Annotated in this window: 16 protein-coding genes and 1 tRNA gene; 8 read left to right on the top strand and 9 right to left on the bottom strand. The window is 67.7% G+C overall.

What is annotated here, in order from left to right; translation table 11 throughout:
• The first annotated feature begins 39 nt into the window (after window positions 1-39).
• Window positions 40-801 carry an SDR family oxidoreductase gene (locus tag ACZK4Z_RS15515; protein WP_032130300.1) on the top strand — a complete coding sequence of 254 codons (762 nt, stop codon included), beginning with the start codon at window positions 40-42 and terminating at the stop codon, window positions 799-801.
• Window positions 802-807: 6 nt separating this feature from the next.
• Here the strand turns inward: ACZK4Z_RS15515 and ACZK4Z_RS15510 are convergent, their stop codons facing one another.
• Window positions 808-1293 (bottom strand): hypothetical protein, encoded by a 486-nt coding sequence (locus tag ACZK4Z_RS15510; RefSeq protein ID WP_197585214.1) that lies wholly within the window; start codon window positions 1291-1293, stop codon window positions 808-810.
• A gap of 161 nt (window positions 1294-1454) precedes the next feature.
• Between ACZK4Z_RS15510 and ACZK4Z_RS15505 the strand changes: the two genes are divergently transcribed.
• Window positions 1455-1625: a hypothetical protein gene (locus ACZK4Z_RS15505; RefSeq protein WP_165929940.1), complete on the top strand. Its 171-nt coding sequence runs from the start codon at window positions 1455-1457 to the stop codon at window positions 1623-1625.
• Between the two features lie 62 nt (window positions 1626-1687).
• On the opposite strand, the gene ACZK4Z_RS15500 is transcribed toward ACZK4Z_RS15505, so the two are convergent.
• The 4 genes from ACZK4Z_RS15500 to ACZK4Z_RS15485 form a co-directional block, all read right to left on the bottom strand.
• Window positions 1688-1763, bottom strand: a tRNA-Ala gene (locus tag ACZK4Z_RS15500).
• Window positions 1764-1858: 95 nt separating this feature from the next.
• The gene (locus ACZK4Z_RS15495) at window positions 1859-2791 is read right to left on the bottom strand and encodes an alpha/beta hydrolase (protein ID WP_478444875.1); all 933 of its coding nucleotides are present in this window, start codon (window positions 2789-2791) and stop codon (window positions 1859-1861) included.
• Entirely contained in the window at window positions 2781-3674 is an 894-nt protein-coding gene (locus tag ACZK4Z_RS15490; RefSeq protein WP_478450899.1) for an alpha/beta fold hydrolase, read from the bottom strand. Before ACZK4Z_RS15490 ends, ACZK4Z_RS15495 begins: the two co-directional genes overlap by 11 nt.
• 21 nt (window positions 3675-3695) lie before the next feature.
• On the bottom strand, window positions 3696-4751 hold the full coding sequence (locus ACZK4Z_RS15485; protein ID WP_478450898.1) for a sugar phosphate isomerase/epimerase family protein: 1056 nt from the start codon (window positions 4749-4751) through the stop codon (window positions 3696-3698).
• A gap of 101 nt (window positions 4752-4852) precedes the next feature.
• Between ACZK4Z_RS15485 and ACZK4Z_RS15480 the strand changes: the two genes are divergently transcribed.
• Both ACZK4Z_RS15480 and ACZK4Z_RS15475 read left to right on the top strand, forming a co-directional pair.
• Window positions 4853-5434, top strand: coding sequence for a TetR/AcrR family transcriptional regulator (locus ACZK4Z_RS15480; protein WP_049461862.1), 582 nt, complete (start codon window positions 4853-4855; stop codon window positions 5432-5434).
• Between the two features lie 180 nt (window positions 5435-5614).
• Complete coding sequence (locus tag ACZK4Z_RS15475) at window positions 5615-7945, top strand: TonB-dependent receptor (protein WP_032130294.1); 2331 nt, start codon at window positions 5615-5617, stop codon at window positions 7943-7945.
• Window positions 7946-8019: 74 nt separating this feature from the next.
• Here the strand turns inward: ACZK4Z_RS15475 and ACZK4Z_RS15470 are convergent, their stop codons facing one another.
• On the bottom strand, window positions 8020-9093 hold the full coding sequence (locus tag ACZK4Z_RS15470) for a hypothetical protein (protein WP_478450896.1): 1074 nt from the start codon (window positions 9091-9093) through the stop codon (window positions 8020-8022).
• A gap of 90 nt (window positions 9094-9183) precedes the next feature.
• Window positions 9184-10263 carry a ribonuclease D gene (rnd, locus tag ACZK4Z_RS15465; protein ID WP_032130292.1) on the bottom strand — a complete coding sequence of 360 codons (1080 nt, stop codon included), beginning with the start codon at window positions 10261-10263 and terminating at the stop codon, window positions 9184-9186.
• 84 nt (window positions 10264-10347) lie between these two features.
• Here rnd and ACZK4Z_RS15460 point away from each other — a divergent pair, with 84 nt between their 5' ends.
• Window positions 10348-12234, top strand: coding sequence for a formylglycine-generating enzyme family protein (locus ACZK4Z_RS15460; protein ID WP_049423890.1), 1887 nt, complete (start codon window positions 10348-10350; stop codon window positions 12232-12234).
• Window positions 12235-12323: 89 nt separating this feature from the next.
• Window positions 12324-13220, top strand: coding sequence for a M48 family metallopeptidase (locus ACZK4Z_RS15455; protein ID WP_049401698.1), 897 nt, complete (start codon window positions 12324-12326; stop codon window positions 13218-13220).
• Window positions 13221-13758: 538 nt separating this feature from the next.
• Here the strand turns inward: ACZK4Z_RS15455 and xseA are convergent.
• Both xseA and queG read right to left on the bottom strand, forming a co-directional pair.
• Window positions 13759-15090: an exodeoxyribonuclease VII large subunit gene (gene xseA, locus ACZK4Z_RS15450; protein ID WP_049463075.1), complete on the bottom strand. Its 1332-nt coding sequence runs from the start codon at window positions 15088-15090 to the stop codon at window positions 13759-13761.
• 44 nt (window positions 15091-15134) lie between these two features.
• Complete coding sequence (queG, locus tag ACZK4Z_RS15445; protein WP_164080198.1) at window positions 15135-16205, bottom strand: tRNA epoxyqueuosine(34) reductase QueG; 1071 nt, start codon at window positions 16203-16205, stop codon at window positions 15135-15137.
• Between the two features lie 23 nt (window positions 16206-16228).
• On the opposite strand from queG, the gene ACZK4Z_RS15440 reads away from it, so the two are divergent.
• Window positions 16229-17713, top strand: coding sequence for an NAD(P)H-hydrate dehydratase (locus ACZK4Z_RS15440; RefSeq protein WP_293797724.1), 1485 nt, complete (start codon window positions 16229-16231; stop codon window positions 17711-17713).
• Entirely contained in the window at window positions 17710-18192 is a 483-nt protein-coding gene (tsaE, locus tag ACZK4Z_RS15435; RefSeq protein WP_253143611.1) for a tRNA (adenosine(37)-N6)-threonylcarbamoyltransferase complex ATPase subunit type 1 TsaE, read from the top strand. The genes ACZK4Z_RS15440 and tsaE overlap by 4 nt, the downstream gene beginning before the upstream one ends.
• Window positions 18193-18214 lie beyond the last annotated feature (22 nt).

Raw genomic sequence — 18214 nt, 5'->3', positions numbered from 1 at the left:
CGGCATCGTGGCGGCCACTTCACAACCGGTACCACGACCATGCGCCTGAACAACAAGATCGCTCTCATCACCGGTGCCAGCGCCGGTATCGGCCGCGCCAGCGCGCTGCGCTTCGCCGCCGAAGGAGCAAAGCTGGTGCTCAACGCACGGCGGCCGGAGCCGCTGCAGGCGCTGGCCGAGCAGATTCGCGCTGCCGGTGGCGAAGCCGTGGTGCATGCCGCCGACGTGGCCAACCCGGGCACGGCGCAGGCGCTGGTCGATCTGGCCCAGCAGTCATTCGGCGGCCTGGACATCGCGCTCAACAATGCCGGCATGCTCGGCCCGGGCGTGCCGGCGGCGGAGTTTCCGGTGGATGCCTGGCGCGAGGTGATGGCCACCAATCTCGACGCCGCCTTCCATGCGGCACGCGCGCAGCTGCCGGCACTGCTGGCGCGCGGCGGCGGCTCGCTGGTGTTCGTCGGTACCTTCGTCGGCCACACCGTGGGATTCCCGGGCATGGCGGCCTATGCGTCAAGCAAGGCCGGGCTGATCGGCCTGAGCCAGGTGATCGCTGCCGAATACGGTGCGCGCGGCGTGCGCAGCAACGTACTGCTGCCCGGTGGCACCGATACGGAGATGGGCCGGCAGGCCGCACCGACCGGCGATGCCCGCGACTTCGTGCGCTCGTTGCACGCACTCAAGCGCCTCGCCGAGCCGGAGGAGATCGCCAATGCGGCGCTGTTCCTGGCCAGCGATGAGAGCAGTTTCGTTACGGGTACCGCGATGCGCGTGGAGGGTGGGGTGTCGATCACCCGTACCTGAGCGCGGTCACGTGCGTGGTGAGTAGCGAATGCCGCTGCTGGCCATGAAGCCTTTCGGATCGAAACGGGCCCAGGCTTCGCCCCAGTTGAACCGGGCGCAGCCGCCGGCCAGTTTTCGCCCCAATGCCGTGGCCAAGGTGCGGCGCATGAACGCGACTTCGGCATCGATCGCTGCCTGGGTTGGCCAGCCGTCTTCCAGTGTTGCACCGGGTAGATCGACGCCCATCGTCACCATGTCGAGCTGTTGCCCGTGGAAGCACAGGCTGATGCCAGCGGGCGCACCGCCCAGGCTGAGCCGGTGCAGGCTGAGCCAGTGATAGCCGGTGCCGACATCACGCTCCCCACTTACCAAGGCGGTAAAGGCGATGCGCGCTTCATCCAGTGAGAGCGTGGGGCAGATCAAGGCCGGCAGATTGCCGAGCTGGATGCTGCCGTCGGTCGCATCGAGGCGCATCGGCACGGCGTGTGCTGCGTGCTGGACAGAAGAGGGCATGGCATACCGGTGGGCGTGGTGCGTCGGATTCTGGCTGCACGGGGGCCGCAGCGGCAAGCCAGTGCCTGCACATGACGTTGGCACAGGACTGACCTGTGGCTTACCCGGCAACCTCTAGCGTGATGGGCAACGTTGGCGTTCCGCCGGCGAGGGAGATTTCAATGAACGAGCGAGGCAAGGATCAGGACCCGAAGCAGGGCATCCAGGAAAGCCGCCAGGACAGGAAGCAGGACGACGTGGCCAAGCAGCGGCCGGGGCAGCGCGATCAACAGGTGCGCGATACGCACTCGCGCAGCCCGCAGCGCAAGGACGGCGGCGAGGAGCCGGCCTGAGCCGGGGGGGCTGAAAAGAAAAAACCCGCAGATCACGGAGATCTACGGGTTCTTCTGAATAGTGGTGGAGCCAAGGAGGATCGAACTCCTGACCTCGTCATTGCGAACGACGCGCTCTCCCAGCTGAGCTATGGCCCCACGGCAGGCTTTCAGTGTAGCGCCGCCTGCCGGGCTTGCCAAGCGCCGGACCGGAACGGCGGCAGGCGTGGATCTGCCGCCGTCCCCCAGCCGGTTCAGGCCAGCGCCTGGCGCAGCAGATCGCCCGCGCGCTGTATCGCCATGCCGGTGGAAGCGGCCACGCCCTGCAGGTGGATGCAGGCGTGGATCATCCCCGGCAGCCGCTCCAGCATGCAGTCGACACCCGCAGCCTGCAGGCGGTGCGCGTACTGCTCGGCCTCGTCGCGCAGCGGATCGTGCTCGCAGCTGAGTACGGAGGCAGGCGCCAGCCCCTGCAGGTCGGTTGCGTGGGCGGGCGAGGCCAGTGCCGGCGGTGGATCCAGATCCATCCCACTCAGATAGGCCTGCCAGCAGCGCTGCATCAGTTCGGCGCTGAGGTAATAGCCCGTGGCGTAGTCGCGGTAGGAACCGCTGCCCATGCCGGCATCCAGCGCCGGGTACAGCAGCAGTTGGTGGCACGGTTGCGGCAGGCCCCGTTCGCGCAGCAGCAGGCAGCAGGCGGCGGCGAGGTTGCCGCCGGCGCTGTCGCCACCGATTGCCAGCCGCCGTGGGTCCAGGCCGAGGCGCTCGGCGTTGTCCTGCAACCACCGCCAGGCGTCGGCGACGTCATGCAGTGGAACCGGGAACGGGTGCTCCGGCGCCAGCCGGTAACCCACGGCGACAATCACGCAACCGCTGGCATTGGCCAGCGCGCGGCAGGGGCCGTCATAGACCGCCAGCGAGCATTGGAACCAACCGCCGCCGTGGGCGAACAGCAGAGCCGGTACCGGTCCATCGGGAAGCCCTTCCGGCGTGTAGAAACGCAGCTCCAGCGCATGCCCGTCGCGCGCGATTACCGTGTGTTCGATCACATGCGCAACCGGCTGTGGTGCTCCCTGCAACTGTGGCAACGCGCTCTCGCTGATCGCCCGCAGTTCGCGCAGGTCTTCCGGCAGCGCATGGGCGGCGACGGCGTCGACGAACTGCTGCAGCGCCGGTTCAAGCAGCATGGCGTGCCTCCTGCAGGAACGGCAGCAGCTGTGCAAGGAACGCCTGCGGCGCTTCTTCCATGATGAAGTGGCCGCAGCCCGGCACGATGCTGCCGCGCACATCATCGGCATGCGGTTGCAGGGTCAGCATCGGCGCATCGCCGGTGGCGTGTTCGGCGCCGATCGCCAGCACCGGCATCGGCAAACGGTGCTGCGCACGCAGCTTGTTCTGGCGGATCGTTTCCGGAATCGCGCGGTACCAGGCGAAGCCCGCCCTCAGGGCGCCGGGGCGGCTGTAGGCGGCAATGTAGGTATCGGCGGCCACCGCATCACGGCGGTACGACCAGCGGTCGAACATGAATTCCAGGTAGGCGCGCTCGCGACCGGTGATGAGCGCCTCGGGCAGGTCGGCCACCTGGTTGAACATGAAGTGCCAGAGGAAGATGTTGTCGGCCGGTGCAGCAAAGATGCCCGGTTCCGGGGGCAGGCCGGGAATCACCGCTTCGGTGACGGCCAGCTGGCGCACCGCCTGCGGCTGGTCGCTGGCCAGTGCATAGGCGATCCACATGCCGATGTCATGGCCGACTACCTGGTAACGGTCATGGCCCAGCGCCTGCATGGTCCGGTGCAGTACGGCGGCGGCGCTGCCGGTGTCGTAGCCGTGGGTCGGGCGATCGGATTCGCCGATGCCCGGCGGATCCACGGCAATCGCTTCGAAGCCGGCTTCGGCCAGGGCGTGCAGCACGTGGCGCCAGGCGTACCAGGTCTGCGGCCAGCCGGGAATCAGCAGCACCGGTTCACCGTGGCCAGCGGACACGCAATGCACGCGCTGGCCATCGACGCGCAGGTAGTGGTGGCGCAGCGAAGCCTCGCCGGCAGCGCCAGCGGAAAGGGAAGTGGTCATTGGGAAGTGCTCCGTTGGGGTTCAGGCGATGCCGAGCATCTGCTGCATCTGTGCGGTGCTGATCGGTGCACCGGCGAAGTCGTCGAAGATCTTGTCGGTGACCGGAATGATGTGGTCGCGGATGAACGCGGCACCTTCGCGCGCGCCGGCTTCCTGGTCCTTCAGGCAGCACTCCCATTCCAGCGTCGCCCAGCCCGCGTAGTCGTACTGGGCCAGCTTGGAGAAGATCGACTTGAAGTCGACCTGGCCGTCGCCCAGCGAGCGGAAGCGGCCGGCGCGCTCGGTCCAGTCGGCATACCCGCCATAGATGCCCTGGCGGCCGCTCGGGCGGAACTCCGCATCCTTGACGTGGAACATGCGGATCAGCGGGTGGTAGATGTCCAGGTACTCCAGGTAGTCCAGCTGCTGCAGCACGAAGTGGCTGGGATCGAACAGGATGCGGCAGCGCTGGTGCTGGTCGACGCGTTCGAAGAAGCGCTCGAAGCTGGTGCCGTCATGCAGGTCTTCGCTGGGATGGATCTCGTAGCAGAGGTTGACGCCGTTGTCCTCGCAGGCATCGAGGATCGGCCGCCAGCGTCGTGCCAGTTCGTCGAACGCCGCGTCGATCAGGCCCGGCGGGCGCTGCGGGAACGGGAACAGATACGGCCAGGCGAACGAGCCGGAGAAGGTGCCCATGTCCTGCAGGCCCAGCCGTCGCGAGGCACGGGCGGCCAGGTGCAGCTGCTGCTGCGCCCATTCGCTGCGGGCCTTCGGGTTGCCGCGCAGTGCTTCGGGGGCGAAGCCATCGCAGAGCTCGTCGTAGGCCGGATGCACGGCCACCAGCTGGCCGAGGATGTGGGTGGTCAGTTCGCTGACCTGCAGGCCGTGCTCGGCCAGGGTGCCGCGGAGGTCGTCGCAGTAGTCCTGGCTGTCGGCAGCCGTGGCCAGGTCGAACAGGCGTGCATCCCACGCGGGAATCTGCAGCGCCTTGAAGCCGTGGCCGGCGGCCCACGCGGCAATGCCGGCGAGGCTGTTGAACGGGGCCTGGTCGCCGGCGAACTGCGCCAGGTGCAGGCTGGGGCCCTTGAGGGTCTGCATGTGTTGCTCCAATTGTTTGTTGATCAACAAAGAATAGGCGCGACCCTCGCGGTGGTCAACACCCGCGTTACACTGCGCGCCTCACTGGAGCAGGCAGGCAGATGGCAGGGCGACCGCGCGAATTCGACAGGGACCAGGCGTTGCGCAAGGCGATGCTGCTGTTCTGGCAGCACGGTTATGAGGGCACGTCGATGTCGGCACTGGTCGAGGCACTGGGCATCGCCTCTGCACGCATCTATGCCGCGTTCGGCAGCAAGGAGCAGTTGTTCCGCGAAGCCGTTGCGCTGTATGAGGAAGGCGAGGGCGGCTTCGCGCCGCGCGCGCTGGAGCAGGCCACGCTGCGCGAGGCGATCGGGTCCATGCTGCGTGACGCCGTGTTGACCTACACCCGGCGCGGGCGGCCACACGGTTGCCTGGTGGTGTCCTCGGCCAGCAGCGTGTCGCCCGATGGCGAGGGCGTACGGGACTGGCTGGCCAGCCATCGTCGCCAGCGTACGGCGGCGATCATTGCGCGGCTGCAGCAGGCGCAGGCCGAAGGGCAGCTGGCCGGCGATGTGGCGGTGCAGGCACTGGGCGATCACTTCGCCACGGTGCTGCACGGCATTTCGGTGCAGGCCCGTGACGGCATCAGCCGCGAGCGGCTGCTGGCGATGGTCGATGTGGCGTTGACCCCGCTGCCCTGAGTCAAGCCTTCGGGGCGTGCGGAATGCCCGGTGACTGTGCCGAAACCGCTTGTTTCGCCGGGTTTGGGTGCTGCGCAACGAAATCGTAACAATTTGGGGGATAATGGCGGCTTGCGCAGTTATCCTCCTTTTTGCCGCCCGGCTCGCGCAGGCCGCACGGACGCCTCCTCAGAGCATTTCATGCCCTCCCATTCCGATTCCCGCCGCCTGTCGGGTATGTCGTCTTCCTTTGTTTCCTTCCGCCGCCATCCGCTGGCCCTGGCCTGTGCCGGCCTGGCCCTGGTCGGCAGCTTCGGCGCCGCCGCACAGGACAGCGCGCCGACCCCGACCGGCCTGGACACGATCACCGTGACCGCCGAACACCGTGAGCAGAACCTGCAGGAAGTGCCGGTCTCGGTGGGCGTGGTGCAGGGCGAGCGCATGCGCGACTTCACCGCCGGCGGCGACGACACCCTGCTGGCGCTGTCCGGCCGCGTGCCGAGCCTGTATGCGGAAACCACCACCGGCCGCATCTTCCCGCGCTTCTACATCCGTGGCCTGGGCAACATCGACTTCTACCTCGGTGCCTCGCAGCCGGTGTCGATCATCCAGGACGACGTGGTGCTGGAACACGTGGTGCTGAAGTCCAACCCGGTCTATGACGTGGACCAGGTGGAAGTGCTGCGCGGCCCGCAGGGCTCGCTGTTCGGCCGCAACACCACCGCCGGCATCATCAAGTTCGACACCCTGAAGCCGACCCAGGACTACACCGGCCGTGTCAGCGCCAGCTACGCGTCCTACAACAGCGTGTCGATCGACGGCGGCTTCGGTGGCCCGATCAACGACATCGCCTCGTTCCGTGTGTCGGCCCTGTACCAGCACCGCGACGATTACGTCGACAACACCTACAAGGGCCCGAGCGCCGACGGCACGGTCAGCCCGAAGAAGAACGCCATGGGCGGCTTCGATGACCGCAACGTGCGCGCCCAGCTGCTGCTGACCCCGAGCGACCAGTTCTCGATCCTGGCCTCGGCCCACGCCCGTGATTACGAAGGCACCTCAACCCTGTTCCTGCGCGGTGCGCTGACCAAGGGCTCGAACAAGACCGACGTGCCGCGCGACAAGGTCGCCTACGACGAAGCCGGCAACAACCCGCAGGCGTACAAGACCTATGGCGGTTCGGTGAAGGCGCGTTATGACTTCGGCGCGATCGACTTCACTTCGATCACCGCCTACGAAACCACCTCCGGTTACAGCCGTGGCGACACCGACGGCGGTGCCGCGGTGAACTTCCCGGTCAACGGCGTGCCGAACGGCTACGGCCAGTCGATGGGCCGCATCCGTGACCTGGACCAGTGGACCCAGGAATTCCGCCTGGCCAGCCATGACGACAGCGCCCTGCAGTGGCAGGCCGGTGCGTTCTACTTCAACGGCAGCGACACCACCGACTTCTACCAGCGTGCATGGTTCCTGCAGGGCGCGGCCCGCAACCCGAACAACTGGGTGCGCCTGCGCAACAAGAACACCTCGTGGGCCGGGTTCGGCCAGATCAGCTACGCCTTCACCGACAAGTTCACCGTCACTGCCGGCCTGCGCCAGACCAAGGACGAGAAGCACACCCGCCTGCTGAAGACGGCTGACACTGCCGCTGGCGTGGTCACCTACAAGGGCCGCACCGACGTCAAGATGTCCGACACCACCCCGAGCTGGGATCTGAGCGCGATGTATCAGATCACGCCGGACGTGAGCGTCTACGCCAAGGTCGCACGCGGCTTCCGCGGCCCGACCATCCAGGGCCGTTCGGCGGTGTTCAATGCCGACTTCACCACCGCTGATTCCGAGACCATCCTGTCCTGGGAAGCGGGCGTGAAGAGCAGCCTGTGGGACAACCGCCTGCGCCTGAACGCCACCGCGTTCACCTACACCGTCAACGACATCCAGCTCAACGGCAACGATTCGGACGGCAACGGCGTGCTGTTCAACGCCGACAAGGCCAAGGCCTACGGTTTCGAAGCGGACATGGAGCTGCGTCCGATCCCGAACCTGACCCTGAGCGCCGGCCTGAGCCTGCTGCACAGCGAGATCAAGGACAAGCGCGTGTACGCGCAGGTCTGCGGCCTCAATGGCCAGGTGGTCTGCACCGTCGGCGACCCGACCATCAAGGTCGGTGCCAACACCTTCGCGCAGATCGACGGCAACCCGCTGCCGAACGCGCCGAAGTACAACGTCAACCTGGCGGCCCGCTACGACTTCCCGGTGAGCGACGCCGGCACCATGTTCGTCTCCACCGACTGGAACAAGCAGGGTTACACCAGCTTCGTGCTGTACGACAGCAAGGAGTTCAACTCCAAGGGTGACTTCGAGGGTGGCCTGAAGATCGGCTACTCGGGTAACTACGGTGCCTACGAAGTGGCGCTGTTCGCGCGCAACATCACCAACGAGAAGAACCTCAAGGGTGTGATCGAGAACTACATGGCCGCGGTCTACAACGAGCCGCGTACCGTCGGTGTCTCGCTGAACATGAACTGGTAAGCCCACCCCGTCGTGTAACGGAAACGGCGCTCATCGAGCGCCGTTTTTCGTTGCTGGTCAGGCATCATCCGTGCTCAAGGCGTGGCGCTGACGCCCTTGCCCAGCGCTGCATCGGACGGCGCACTGGGGCCCAGCACCTGCAGCTGCATCGCCTCCATCCGCTCCAGTACCTTGCGCTGCTTGCCGTTGAGGCCGCGCGAGGTGATTGCGATGTGCTTGCGTGCAGCGTCCAACGGCGCGGGTTGGTAGTGCACCCTGAAGCGGCGCAGGGCGCAGCCCGTCAGCTTGTCGACCGGTGCGCAGTCGTTCGCGTTGAAATCGATATCGCCGTCGGCGGCAACAATGAAGGGGCTGAGCAGGATCTGCCCTTCGTGGGCAGTGAAGGCCAGTGGCGCGTGGGCCTTGGCGATGACCGCCTGGATGCGTACGGCAGGGATGTCTTCAGGGACGATCCTGTCATCCCAGTAGCCTTCGGTCGGGCGCGAGGTTTCATAGTTCTGGGTGCCCCATGCCACGCAGTTGCCGGAAGCCACGTGCACCGAGATGCAGACCTGCTGGGAGTGCTGATCGGTCAGGACGCCCGGTGGTACCCAGACCTTCTTCCAGGAATAGAAACGGTAGTCGACGTCGGCAAGGCGGGTGGCGCCGATGTCCTTCGATACTTCGTCCATGGTCCCCAGCGGCTTCAGCTTGGCCACGCGGGTGTTCAGGCGGTAGTTCTCCGCACCGTTCAGCAGATAGGTGCCCGGCGGAATCAGATGCACCTCGAACACGTCCATCAACACCGTCCGCTGCGGGCCGGTTTCCAGTTCGTTGGTGTTGAACAGCTGCACATAGCCCTGGGAGGGAATGTCCTTGTGCTGGAAGGACACCCGCGTCGAGAACCCGGGCAGGTCGGTCGAGCGGTTGCCCAGATGAAAGCCGGGGACCGGAGAGCCGACGCCTGGCCCGCCGTTGTGCACGACATACGGGGCCGGCACCAGCACGGCAACCAGACCATCGCGGGTGGCACCGTCAATGATGTCCACCAGCTTGGCTGTGTTCTCCTTTTCCTGTGCATAGGAAAGCGGTGCGGCCTGCCCAGCGCATGCCAGGACCAACGGGGTTAGCAGCAGTGCGCAGGCGGTCGCGATCTTGCGGGTCTGCATCGACGTCTCCTTGTCAGTACCGGCAAACCCTAGCACGGCCCCTGCAGGCCTGAGGTGCACGGCGCCGGCGTGGTCCGGCGCCTTGTGCCATCAACGTGCCGGCAACAGTGCCTGCAGTCGCGATTCCAGTTCCTGCTGGCGCCAGCCGGCCAGTGCTGCCGGCCATTGGCGGCGTTCCAGATAGCTTTCCAGATGCTTGCGGGAGGCCAGCACGCCATCCGGCAGGCCCAGCTCGCGGCTGCGCTCGGCCACCGCGTCTTGAAGCTTCTTCACCGCCTGCTTGTTGCTGTCGTTGGCGGGTAGCGCCAGCGGTGCCCCGGCCTCATCGGCCAGCGGTGTGGACAGCGCCTGCCAGACCGCGCCGGCCAGCTTGCGCGGTGCCTTCGGGAACTGCTCGAACAGCTTGCCCAGCGCAGCCTCGTCGGCCGGTGGCGTGCGCGCCAGGGTGGCGGCCAGTTCGTTGTCCAGGATCCAGCTTCGCGGGCGGTCGCTGTTGCGTGCCTGCACATCACGCCAGCGCAGCAGGCGCAGCAGGCGGTGCTGTGCGGCCGCGTCGAGGAACTGCGCCGAGCGCATCGCCAGATGCGGCCAGCGGTCTTCGTCATTGGCGACGCTGGCCAGCAGGCGCTCGCCATCGTCGTGCAGCCACTGCTGGCGGCCGAGTGCCTGCAGCTTGGCATCAATGGCGTCATGCAGTGCGAACAGGTGCTCGACATCGTCGGCGGCATACTGCAGCTGCGACTCCGAAAGCGGGCGGCGCATCCAGTCCGAACGGGTTTCGCCCTTGGCCAGGGCGACGCCGGTGATTTCCGCCACCAGCTTCTGGTAACCCATGCCGCCACCGATGCCGGCCAGCGCAGCACCGATCTGGGTGTCGAACAGTGGTCGCGGCAGCACGCCGCACGCCCACTTGAAGGCGACCAGGTCTTCGCTGGCGCTGTGCATCACCTTGGTGATGGATTCATCGGCCAGCCACGGCGCCAGCGCCTCGGTCATGCCGGGAATCAGCGGGTCGATCAGCAGGATGTCCTGCCCGACCGCCATCTGCACCAGGGCCAGCTGCGGCCAGAAGGTGCGCTCACGGATGAATTCGGTATCCAGGCCGATGCGGGTCGGGCGCTGCTGGAAGTACGCATCCAGCTCGGCGGGGGTGGTGATCCAGGTTGCCACGGGTCAGGGCCTACTACTCGGGTTTGCTCAGGCAGGGGAGAATAGCCTAACGTCGGTGCGCGTCCGTGCCGAAGGAGGCTCTGCTTGCGTTTTTCGTTGTCGCCCGTGCTGTGCACCGCCCTGGCCTTGGCCCTGGCCGGCTGCACGCCGTCGCCCCCCACGGCAACGGACCGGAGTGCCGGGGAACAGGCGCGCCCGTCCGCGGACGCAGACAGCGACGAGCGCCCGCAGGCCGGGCAGGGCAGCGTGACCATCGCCGGTGAGGATGCCGCCGAGGATGTACAGCAGTGGACGCCGCCGCGGGTGGACCGCCAGGGCCGCAGCCTGGCCCAGTTGCGCCGCGCCGCCGAGCAGGCGTTCGCCGAAGGACGGCTCTATGAGGATGCCGATGCCGCCATCCCGCTGTGGCTGGCGGTACAGGAAGAGGATCCGGATGACCGCCAGGCCCGCCAAGGCCTGCAGCGCGCCCGCCAGCGCCTGCAGCAGCAGGCGGATGCGTTGCTGGTGCGGCCGCTGAAGCAGCGCGAGGCGCTGGCCGAGGCCAGCCGCCAGGCGCTGGTGCTGCTGACGCTGGCGCCGAAGGACGAGAAGGTGCGTGCGCTGCAGGGACGGGTGGAGCTTGCCCAGCGTGTGGTGGCTTACAACCGCGCCGGCGAAGAGGACCTGCGCTCGGACCGGATCGGCGAGGACGGGGACGGGGCCATCGGCAACTTCCGTGAGGCACTGGCACTGGATGAGGACAACAGCCGCGCACGGCAGGGACTGGCCGCGGCCGAAAGTGGACTGATCCGCCGCGCCGAAGACGCGGCACGCACGCGTGATTTCGCCAGCGCCGGCACCTGGCTGGCCGAAGCGAGCAAGGTGCGCGACTCGTCGCCCACCATCGCCGACGCGTTCGAGCGCATCGAGCAGATCCGTGCGGCGGCATTGCTGCAGCTGCGCGATGACGGCCTGCGCGACCTGTCCACGCCGCAGGGCCTGAAGCCGGCGCGCGAGAAACTGGCCGAGGCCCTGCGCATCGCCCTGCCGGGAGACGCGGTGGTGGCCCAGCTGCGTGAGCGTATCGACCTGGCCACCCACTACGGCAGCTTCCGCCCGGGCCAGGTGTTCAGCGACGCCATGCGCGATGGCGGACGCGGGCCGCAGATGGTGGTGGTGCCGCATGGCGGTTTCCAGATGGGCGCCGGCGATGCCGAGCCGGGCTCGAGCGATGCCGAGCGACCATCGCACTATGTGCGCTTTGATCGAGGCTTTGCGATGGCGATCACCGAGGTCACGGTCAGCGATTTCCAGCGCTACGTGAAGGCGACCAATGCGCGCCCACGGGCGACGCGGCGCGGCCATTCGGTGGTCTATGACGAACGCAGCGGCAACTTCATCCGCCGCAGCGGCGTGGACTGGCGCTCGGATTACGACGGTGGCCGCGCGATGGCCAATTCGCCGGTGATGCACGTCAGCATCCGCGATGCCGAAAACTATGCGGCATGGTTGTCCGAGCAGACCGGGCGCAGCTACCGGTTGCCCAGTGAAGCAGAGTTCGAGTACGCGCTGCGCGGTGGCAGCAGTGGTCGCTACCCCTGGGGCGATGCCGGCACGCCGCCGCCGGGCAGCGGCAATTTCACCGGCAGCAAGGACGTGTCGCCGTCCGGGCGGCATTGGCACAACGCCTTCATCGGCTATGGCGATGGCTGGTGGGGGCCGGCACCGGTAGGGAGTTTCCAGGCCAATGCCTTCGGCCTGCACGACATGGGCGGCAATCTCAGCGAATGGGTGGCCGATTGCTGGCATGCCAGCTACCGGCGCGCGCCCTCCGATGGCGCCGCCTGGTTCAACCCGGGCTGCCGCGCACGGGTGATCCGGGGCGGCAACTGGGCCAATGCGCCGGAGCAGACCCGTGCCGCCTGGCGGCAATCCCAGGACTCGGATACCACCAACGCGCGCATCGGCTTCCGCCTGGTACGCGGCATCTGATCGGCGGCCGGCTTCACCCGTTGCTGGCATCGGCGCACTAAGATTGCGCCGTGCCCGCCGGCCGGCGGGGCCCGCTGGAAGCCGACCCGATGCGCAATGATCCCTTCTCCCGCTCGCCGCAAGGCCCACAACGGCGCGGCCTGTTCGGCAACATCCGCTGGTGGGTGCTATTGCTGGCCGCTGGCTATGCGGTCTTCTACTGGTTTTCCAACCGCACGGTGGATCCGTATACCGGCGAGAAGGTGATGATCGACAGCAGCCTGGATGCGCGGCAGGAGACCGCTTTGGGGCTGCAGGCCTACCAGCAGATCCTGTCGCAGGAACGGCCGATGGATCCCAATGCGCCGATCGCGCGCGATGTGCGTGACATCGCCCAGCGGCTGATTGCCAAGGTCGATGTGGTGGAGACCGCGCTGGCCCAGGAGCACGGCGTGCAGCCGGCGCATTTCGCGCGGGATTTCCAGTGGGAAGTGAATGTGATCCCATCCGAGCAGGCCAATGCGTTCTGCCTGCCGGGCGGCAAGATGGCGGTCTACACCGGGCTGGTGCCGGTGGCGCGCACCCGTGATGCGATGGCGGTGGTGATGGGCCATGAGATTGCCCATGCGCTGCTGCGCCACGGTGCACAGCGGATGGCCCAGCAGAAGCTGACCCAGATCGGGCAGGTGGCCGGCGCCGCCAGCGGCATGGATGCGCAGCAGCAACAGATGATGATGTCGGCGATGGGTTATGGGTATCTGCTGCCGTATGCGCGCAGCCACGAGACGCAGGCCGATGAAGTGGGGCTGATGCTGGCCGCAGCGGCGTGCTTCGATCCACGCGAGGCGGTGCCGCTGTGGCAGCGCATGGGCCAGGCCAGCGGTGGCCAGTCACCACCGGAATTCTCCTCGACCCATCCCAACCCGGGTACCCGCATCCAGAACCTGCAGGCGTTGATGCCGAAGGCGCTCGAGTACCGGCAGAAGTTCTGCGAGCAGGCAAAGTAGAGGGTTGTTCGGCAGGGCTGCGCCCTGCACCTGCCGAAGCAACAGCAACAGCGTGCATTCCGTGGGATGGCGGGGTGGGTCCGGTTGCGGGGGCCGCTGCAAGTACGTCCATGTAAGCTCGGTCGCCGCATCCATGCGGCTCACGCCCCCGCAACCGGACCCACCCCGCCTTCGACAGATTCTCGCAATCTGTTCGCTCTTCTGTAGAGCCGAGCCATGCTCGGCTCAAATCGTTCCGATATCGAAATATTCGATTCCGATGGAGATTCATCCACGCATGCGTGGATCTACCGTGTCGACCAAGGTCGACAACTACCAACAGCCTCCGGAATCTGTCAGAGGCGGGGCGGTGTGGTTGTGCAGGTCCGTTGGCGCCATGGATGGCGCCATCGAGCCCCCATGGATGGGTTTACGGCGTGTCCTGCACAGCCACACCGCCCCGCCATCCCACGGAATACCAGCTTTGGCTGTTGCTTCGGCTGTTGCTGTTGCTTGAACGCTTCTACAGGTGCAGGGCGCAGCCCTGCCGAACACCCCTTTACTTGACCTGCACCTCGATCACGCCGTCGCCAACGCGGGCCTGCAGGGCGTCACCCGGCTGCACCTGGTCGACGTGCCGCACCAGGGCACCATCGTCACTGCGGGTCAGGATGCTGTAGCCACGCGCCACGGTCGCCAGCGGGCTGACGGCTTCCAGCGAACGCGCCAGCCCGCGCAGGCGCAGTGCATCGCGTTCCAGCAGACGCTGCATCGCAATCTGTGGGCGCCCGCGCAGGGCAGCCAGGCGGCGCTGCATCGCGTCGAGCTGGCGCTGCGGATGATGCCCGCGCAGCACTGCCGCCGCATGGCGCAGGCGCGCGGCACGGCGTTCCTGTTGCTGGTTGAAGGCGGCATGCAGGCGCCGACCCAGATCGAGCTGGCGGCGGCGCAGCAGGTCCAGCCGCGCCTGCGGGCTCTGTGCGTTCAGGCGCAGCAGGGCGCGATCGGCGCGTTGCATCGCCTGCTGCATCGCATGCCGTTGCAGCTGCACCATGCGCGCCGCCGTGCGGCGCAGGCGCAGGGCCAGTTCGCGCTGGTCGGGTACCAGCAGTTCGGCCGCCACCGACGGCGTCGGTGCGCGCAGGTCGGCGGCAAAATCGCTGAGGCTGAAGTCGGTTTCGTGGCCCACCGCCGACACCACCGGGGTGCGGCTGGCGGCGATCGCTCGGGCCAGGGCTTCATCGTTGAAGGCCCACAGGTCTTCCAGCGAGCCGCCGCCGCGGGTCAGCAGGATCACGTCGTAGCGGCCACTGGCGTCGGCGGCCTGCAGCAGGCGGGTGATCTGCGCGGCGGCACTGCTGCCCTGGACCAGGGTCGGCAGCAGGTCCACTTCCAGCAGCGGGAAGCGGCGGCCGAGCACGCTCAGCACGTCGCGTACGGCGGCACCGGTGGGCGAGGTGATCACTGCCAGGCGCTGCACGTGCGCCGGCAGCGGCCGCTTGCGTGCGGGGTCGAACAGGCCCTCGGCCTCCAGGCGTGCCTTCAACTCCTCGAAGGCGCGGCGCAGTGCGCCTTCGCCGGCTTCTTCCATGTGGTCCAGCACCATCTGGTACTCGCCACGGGCGTCGTACAGCGTCACCTTGCCGCGCACCAGCACGCGCATGCCTTCGCGCGGCACGAACTTCAGGTACTGCGCCTTCATCCGGAACATCGCCGCGCGCAGCTGCGCACGTGCGTCCTTCAGGGTGAAATACAGGTGCCCGGAGGCAGGGCGCGCCACGCTGCCCAGTTCGGCCTCGACCCAGATCGCCGGGAAGCTGCCTTCCAGCAGGTCGCGGGCCAGGGTGTTGAGCTGGCTGGGGGTGAGGATGTCGTTGTTGCGTGGCTGCATGGGAACGGCGTGCTGCGGGCGGAACGGGGGCTCAGGATCGCACGTCAGCGCACCGTGTGCTGGCCCAGCGCCCACTGCACGTGTTCACGCACCAGCGGCGAGGGATCATCGATGCGGGTATGCAATGCGGCGAGCGCTTCGGCAGAGGACGGTGCGTTGCCCAGTGCCACGGCGATGTTGCGCAGCCAGCGTTCATGGCCACTGCGCCGGATCGGGCTGCCTTCGGTACGGCGCAGGAACTCGGCTTCATCCCAGGCGAACAGCTGGTCCAGCCGCGCGGTATCGAGGTTGTTGCGCGCGCGGAAATCGGCTTCGTCGGTACGCTTGGCGAACTTGTTCCAGGGGCAGACCAGCTGGCAGTCATCACAGCCGTAGATGCGGTTGCCGATCAACGGCCGCATCTCTTCGGGAATGGCGCCGTCGTGCTCGATGGTCAGGTAGGAGATACAGCGCCGCGCGTCCAGCCGCTGCGGGCCGGTGATGGCCTGGGTCGGGCAGACATCGATGCAGCGCGTGCAGGTACCGCAGTGTGCTGTGGCCGGTGCATCGATCGGCAGCGGGATATCGATGTAGATTTCGCCGATGAAGAACCAGGAGCCGCCATGGCGGTCGATCAGGCAGGTGTGCTTGCCGATCCAGCCCAGGCCGGCATTGCGCGCCAGCGCGCGTTCCAGCACGGGGGCGGAATCGACGAATACGCGGTAGCCCAGCGGTGCCACTTCATCGTTGATCTGCGTGGCCAGCTTCTGCAGGCGGTTGCGCATCAGCTTGTGGTAGTCGCGACCCAAGGCGTAACGGGCCACGTAGGCGCGGCCCGGGTCGGCCAGGGTTGCCCAGGCTTCGGTGTCGTCCTTGTGGCTGTAGTCCATGCCTACCGAGATCACCCGCACGGTGCCGGGCAGCAGTTCGGCCGGGCGCGCGCGCAGGGTGCCGTGGCGCGCCATCCAGTCCATCGTGCCGTACAGGCCCTGGCCCAGCCAGTCGGCCAGGTGCGCTTCATCCTCGCCCAGCTCGATGCCGGCGATGCCACAGCGCTGGAAGCCATGCGCACGGGCGAGTTCGCGGATGCGCTGCACGGCCTGGGCCGGATCGACAGGGGCGGGGACGGGGGACATGTGCACCAGTATAAAATCCCCGCATGGCCAACCTTGCCGATCTGTTCGATTCCGCTGCCGCGCGTGCGCTTGATGCGCAGGCCTCGACGCTGGCCGCCGAGGGCGGTTGGGGCCTGATGGCACAGGCCGGCCAGGCCGCCTGGCAGTGCCTGCTGCAGCATTGGCCGCAGGCGCAGCGGATCGGCGTGGTGGTTGGTGCGGGCAACAACGGCGGCGACGGCCATGTGCTGGCCCGCCATGCGTTGCAGGCCGGACGTGAGGTGACGGTGATCGCCTTGCCGGGGAAGCCACCGTCAACCGCGCTGGCACAGCGTGCAGCATCGGAATTCACATCCGACGGCGGCACCCTCACCGATTTCGACGGCGCGCTTCCCGAGGCCGATATCTGGGTCGATGCACTGTTCGGGCTGGGCTTCGATCGCGTGCCGGAGGGCGTGGCGCGGACGCTGATTGCCGCGCTCAACGCGCAGGCGGCACCGGTTCTGGCGCTGGACGTCCCCAGTGGCGTGGATGCCGACCGCGGCGCCGTACCGGGCGAGGCGGTGAGGGCGGCGCTGACCGTGCAGTTCATCGTGCCGCATCGCGGGCTGTACACCGGCGATGCGCTGGACCATTGCGGGCGGAAGGCGCTGGCGCCGCTGCAGCTACCCGCGGCCGCATGGCAGGGCGTGTCACCCGCTGCGCAGCTCTGGACGCAGGTGCGCCTGCCAGCCCTGCTGCCGCCGCGCCGCACCAATACCCACAAGGGCGAATCCGGGCACGTGCTGTGCGTCGGCGGCAACCATGGCAGCGGCGGCGCCATCGCCATGGCGGCTGAAGCGGCGTTGCGCGCGGGTGCTGGATTGCTGAGCCTGGGCACCCGCCGCGACCACGTTGGCCCGTTGCTGGCTCGGCTGCCCGAGGCCATGACCCATGCACTGGAAGATGGTGACGCGCTGCCGGCACTGCTGGACAAGGCCAGGGTGGTGGCGATCGGCCCCGGTCTGGGCCAGGACGAATGGGCGCGCGCACTGTTTGCGCGGGTGCTGGCCAGCGCCAGGCCACTGGTGGTCGATGCCGATGCACTGAACCTGCTGGCGCAGGATCCGCGCGCGCTGCCCGACGCCATCCTTACGCCACACCCGGGCGAGGCCGCGCGCCTGCTGGGTTGCAGCACGTCTGACATCCAGGCCGATCGCTTCACCTGCGCACAGGCACTGGCCGAGCGCTTCCACGCCGTGGTGGTGCTGAAGGGCGCCGGCAGCATCGTCGCAGCGCCGGGGCAACGGCCACGACTGATCGCGGCTGGCAATCCAGGCATGGCCGTGGGTGGCATGGGAGACCTGCTGACAGGCATCATCGCCAGCCTGCGTGGGCAAGGCCTGGCCGCCTTCGATGCCGCCGCCGCTGGTGCGCTGTTGCATGCGCTTGCCGGCGACGTCGCTGCCGCCGACGGTGCGCGCGGCCTGCTTCCAACTGATCTGCTGTCGCCGCTGCGGCGACTGGCCAACCCGGAACTTTCCCGATGATCGATTTCTTCCTTGCCGACAGCGATGCCACTGAACTGCTCGGGCAGTGGCTGGCCGCCACCCGACCGCCGCAGGCGCTGGTCGAACTGCGCGGCGACCTGGGCGCCGGCAAATCCACCACCGCCCGCGCACTGCTGCGCGCACTGGGCGTGCAGGGGGCGATCCGCAGCCCGACCTACACCCTGGTCGAGCGCTATCCGCTGGCCAGCGGTGGCGAGGCCTGGCATCTGGATCTGTACCGGATCGGCCAGGCCGGCGAGCTCGATTTTCTCGGACTGGACGAGGGCAGCGCGGTGTTGTGGCTGGTGGAATGGCCGGAACGCGGCGCTGGCGCGCTGCCGCCGACCGACCTGGTGGTGGCGCTGGAGATCGAGGGGCAGGGGCGTCGCGTCCGTCTCACTGGAGCCAGCGACGTCGGACATGTATGGCTGGAACGGCTCCCCCAAGGGGGCGACTTGCAGGCCATTTCTGTCGGCTGACGAGAACAAACACCGGCAGGTT

Source organism: Stenotrophomonas sp. 71799_Sma (genome assembly GCF_056482505.1).
This window is presented reverse-complemented; position numbering and strand designations above follow the sequence as displayed.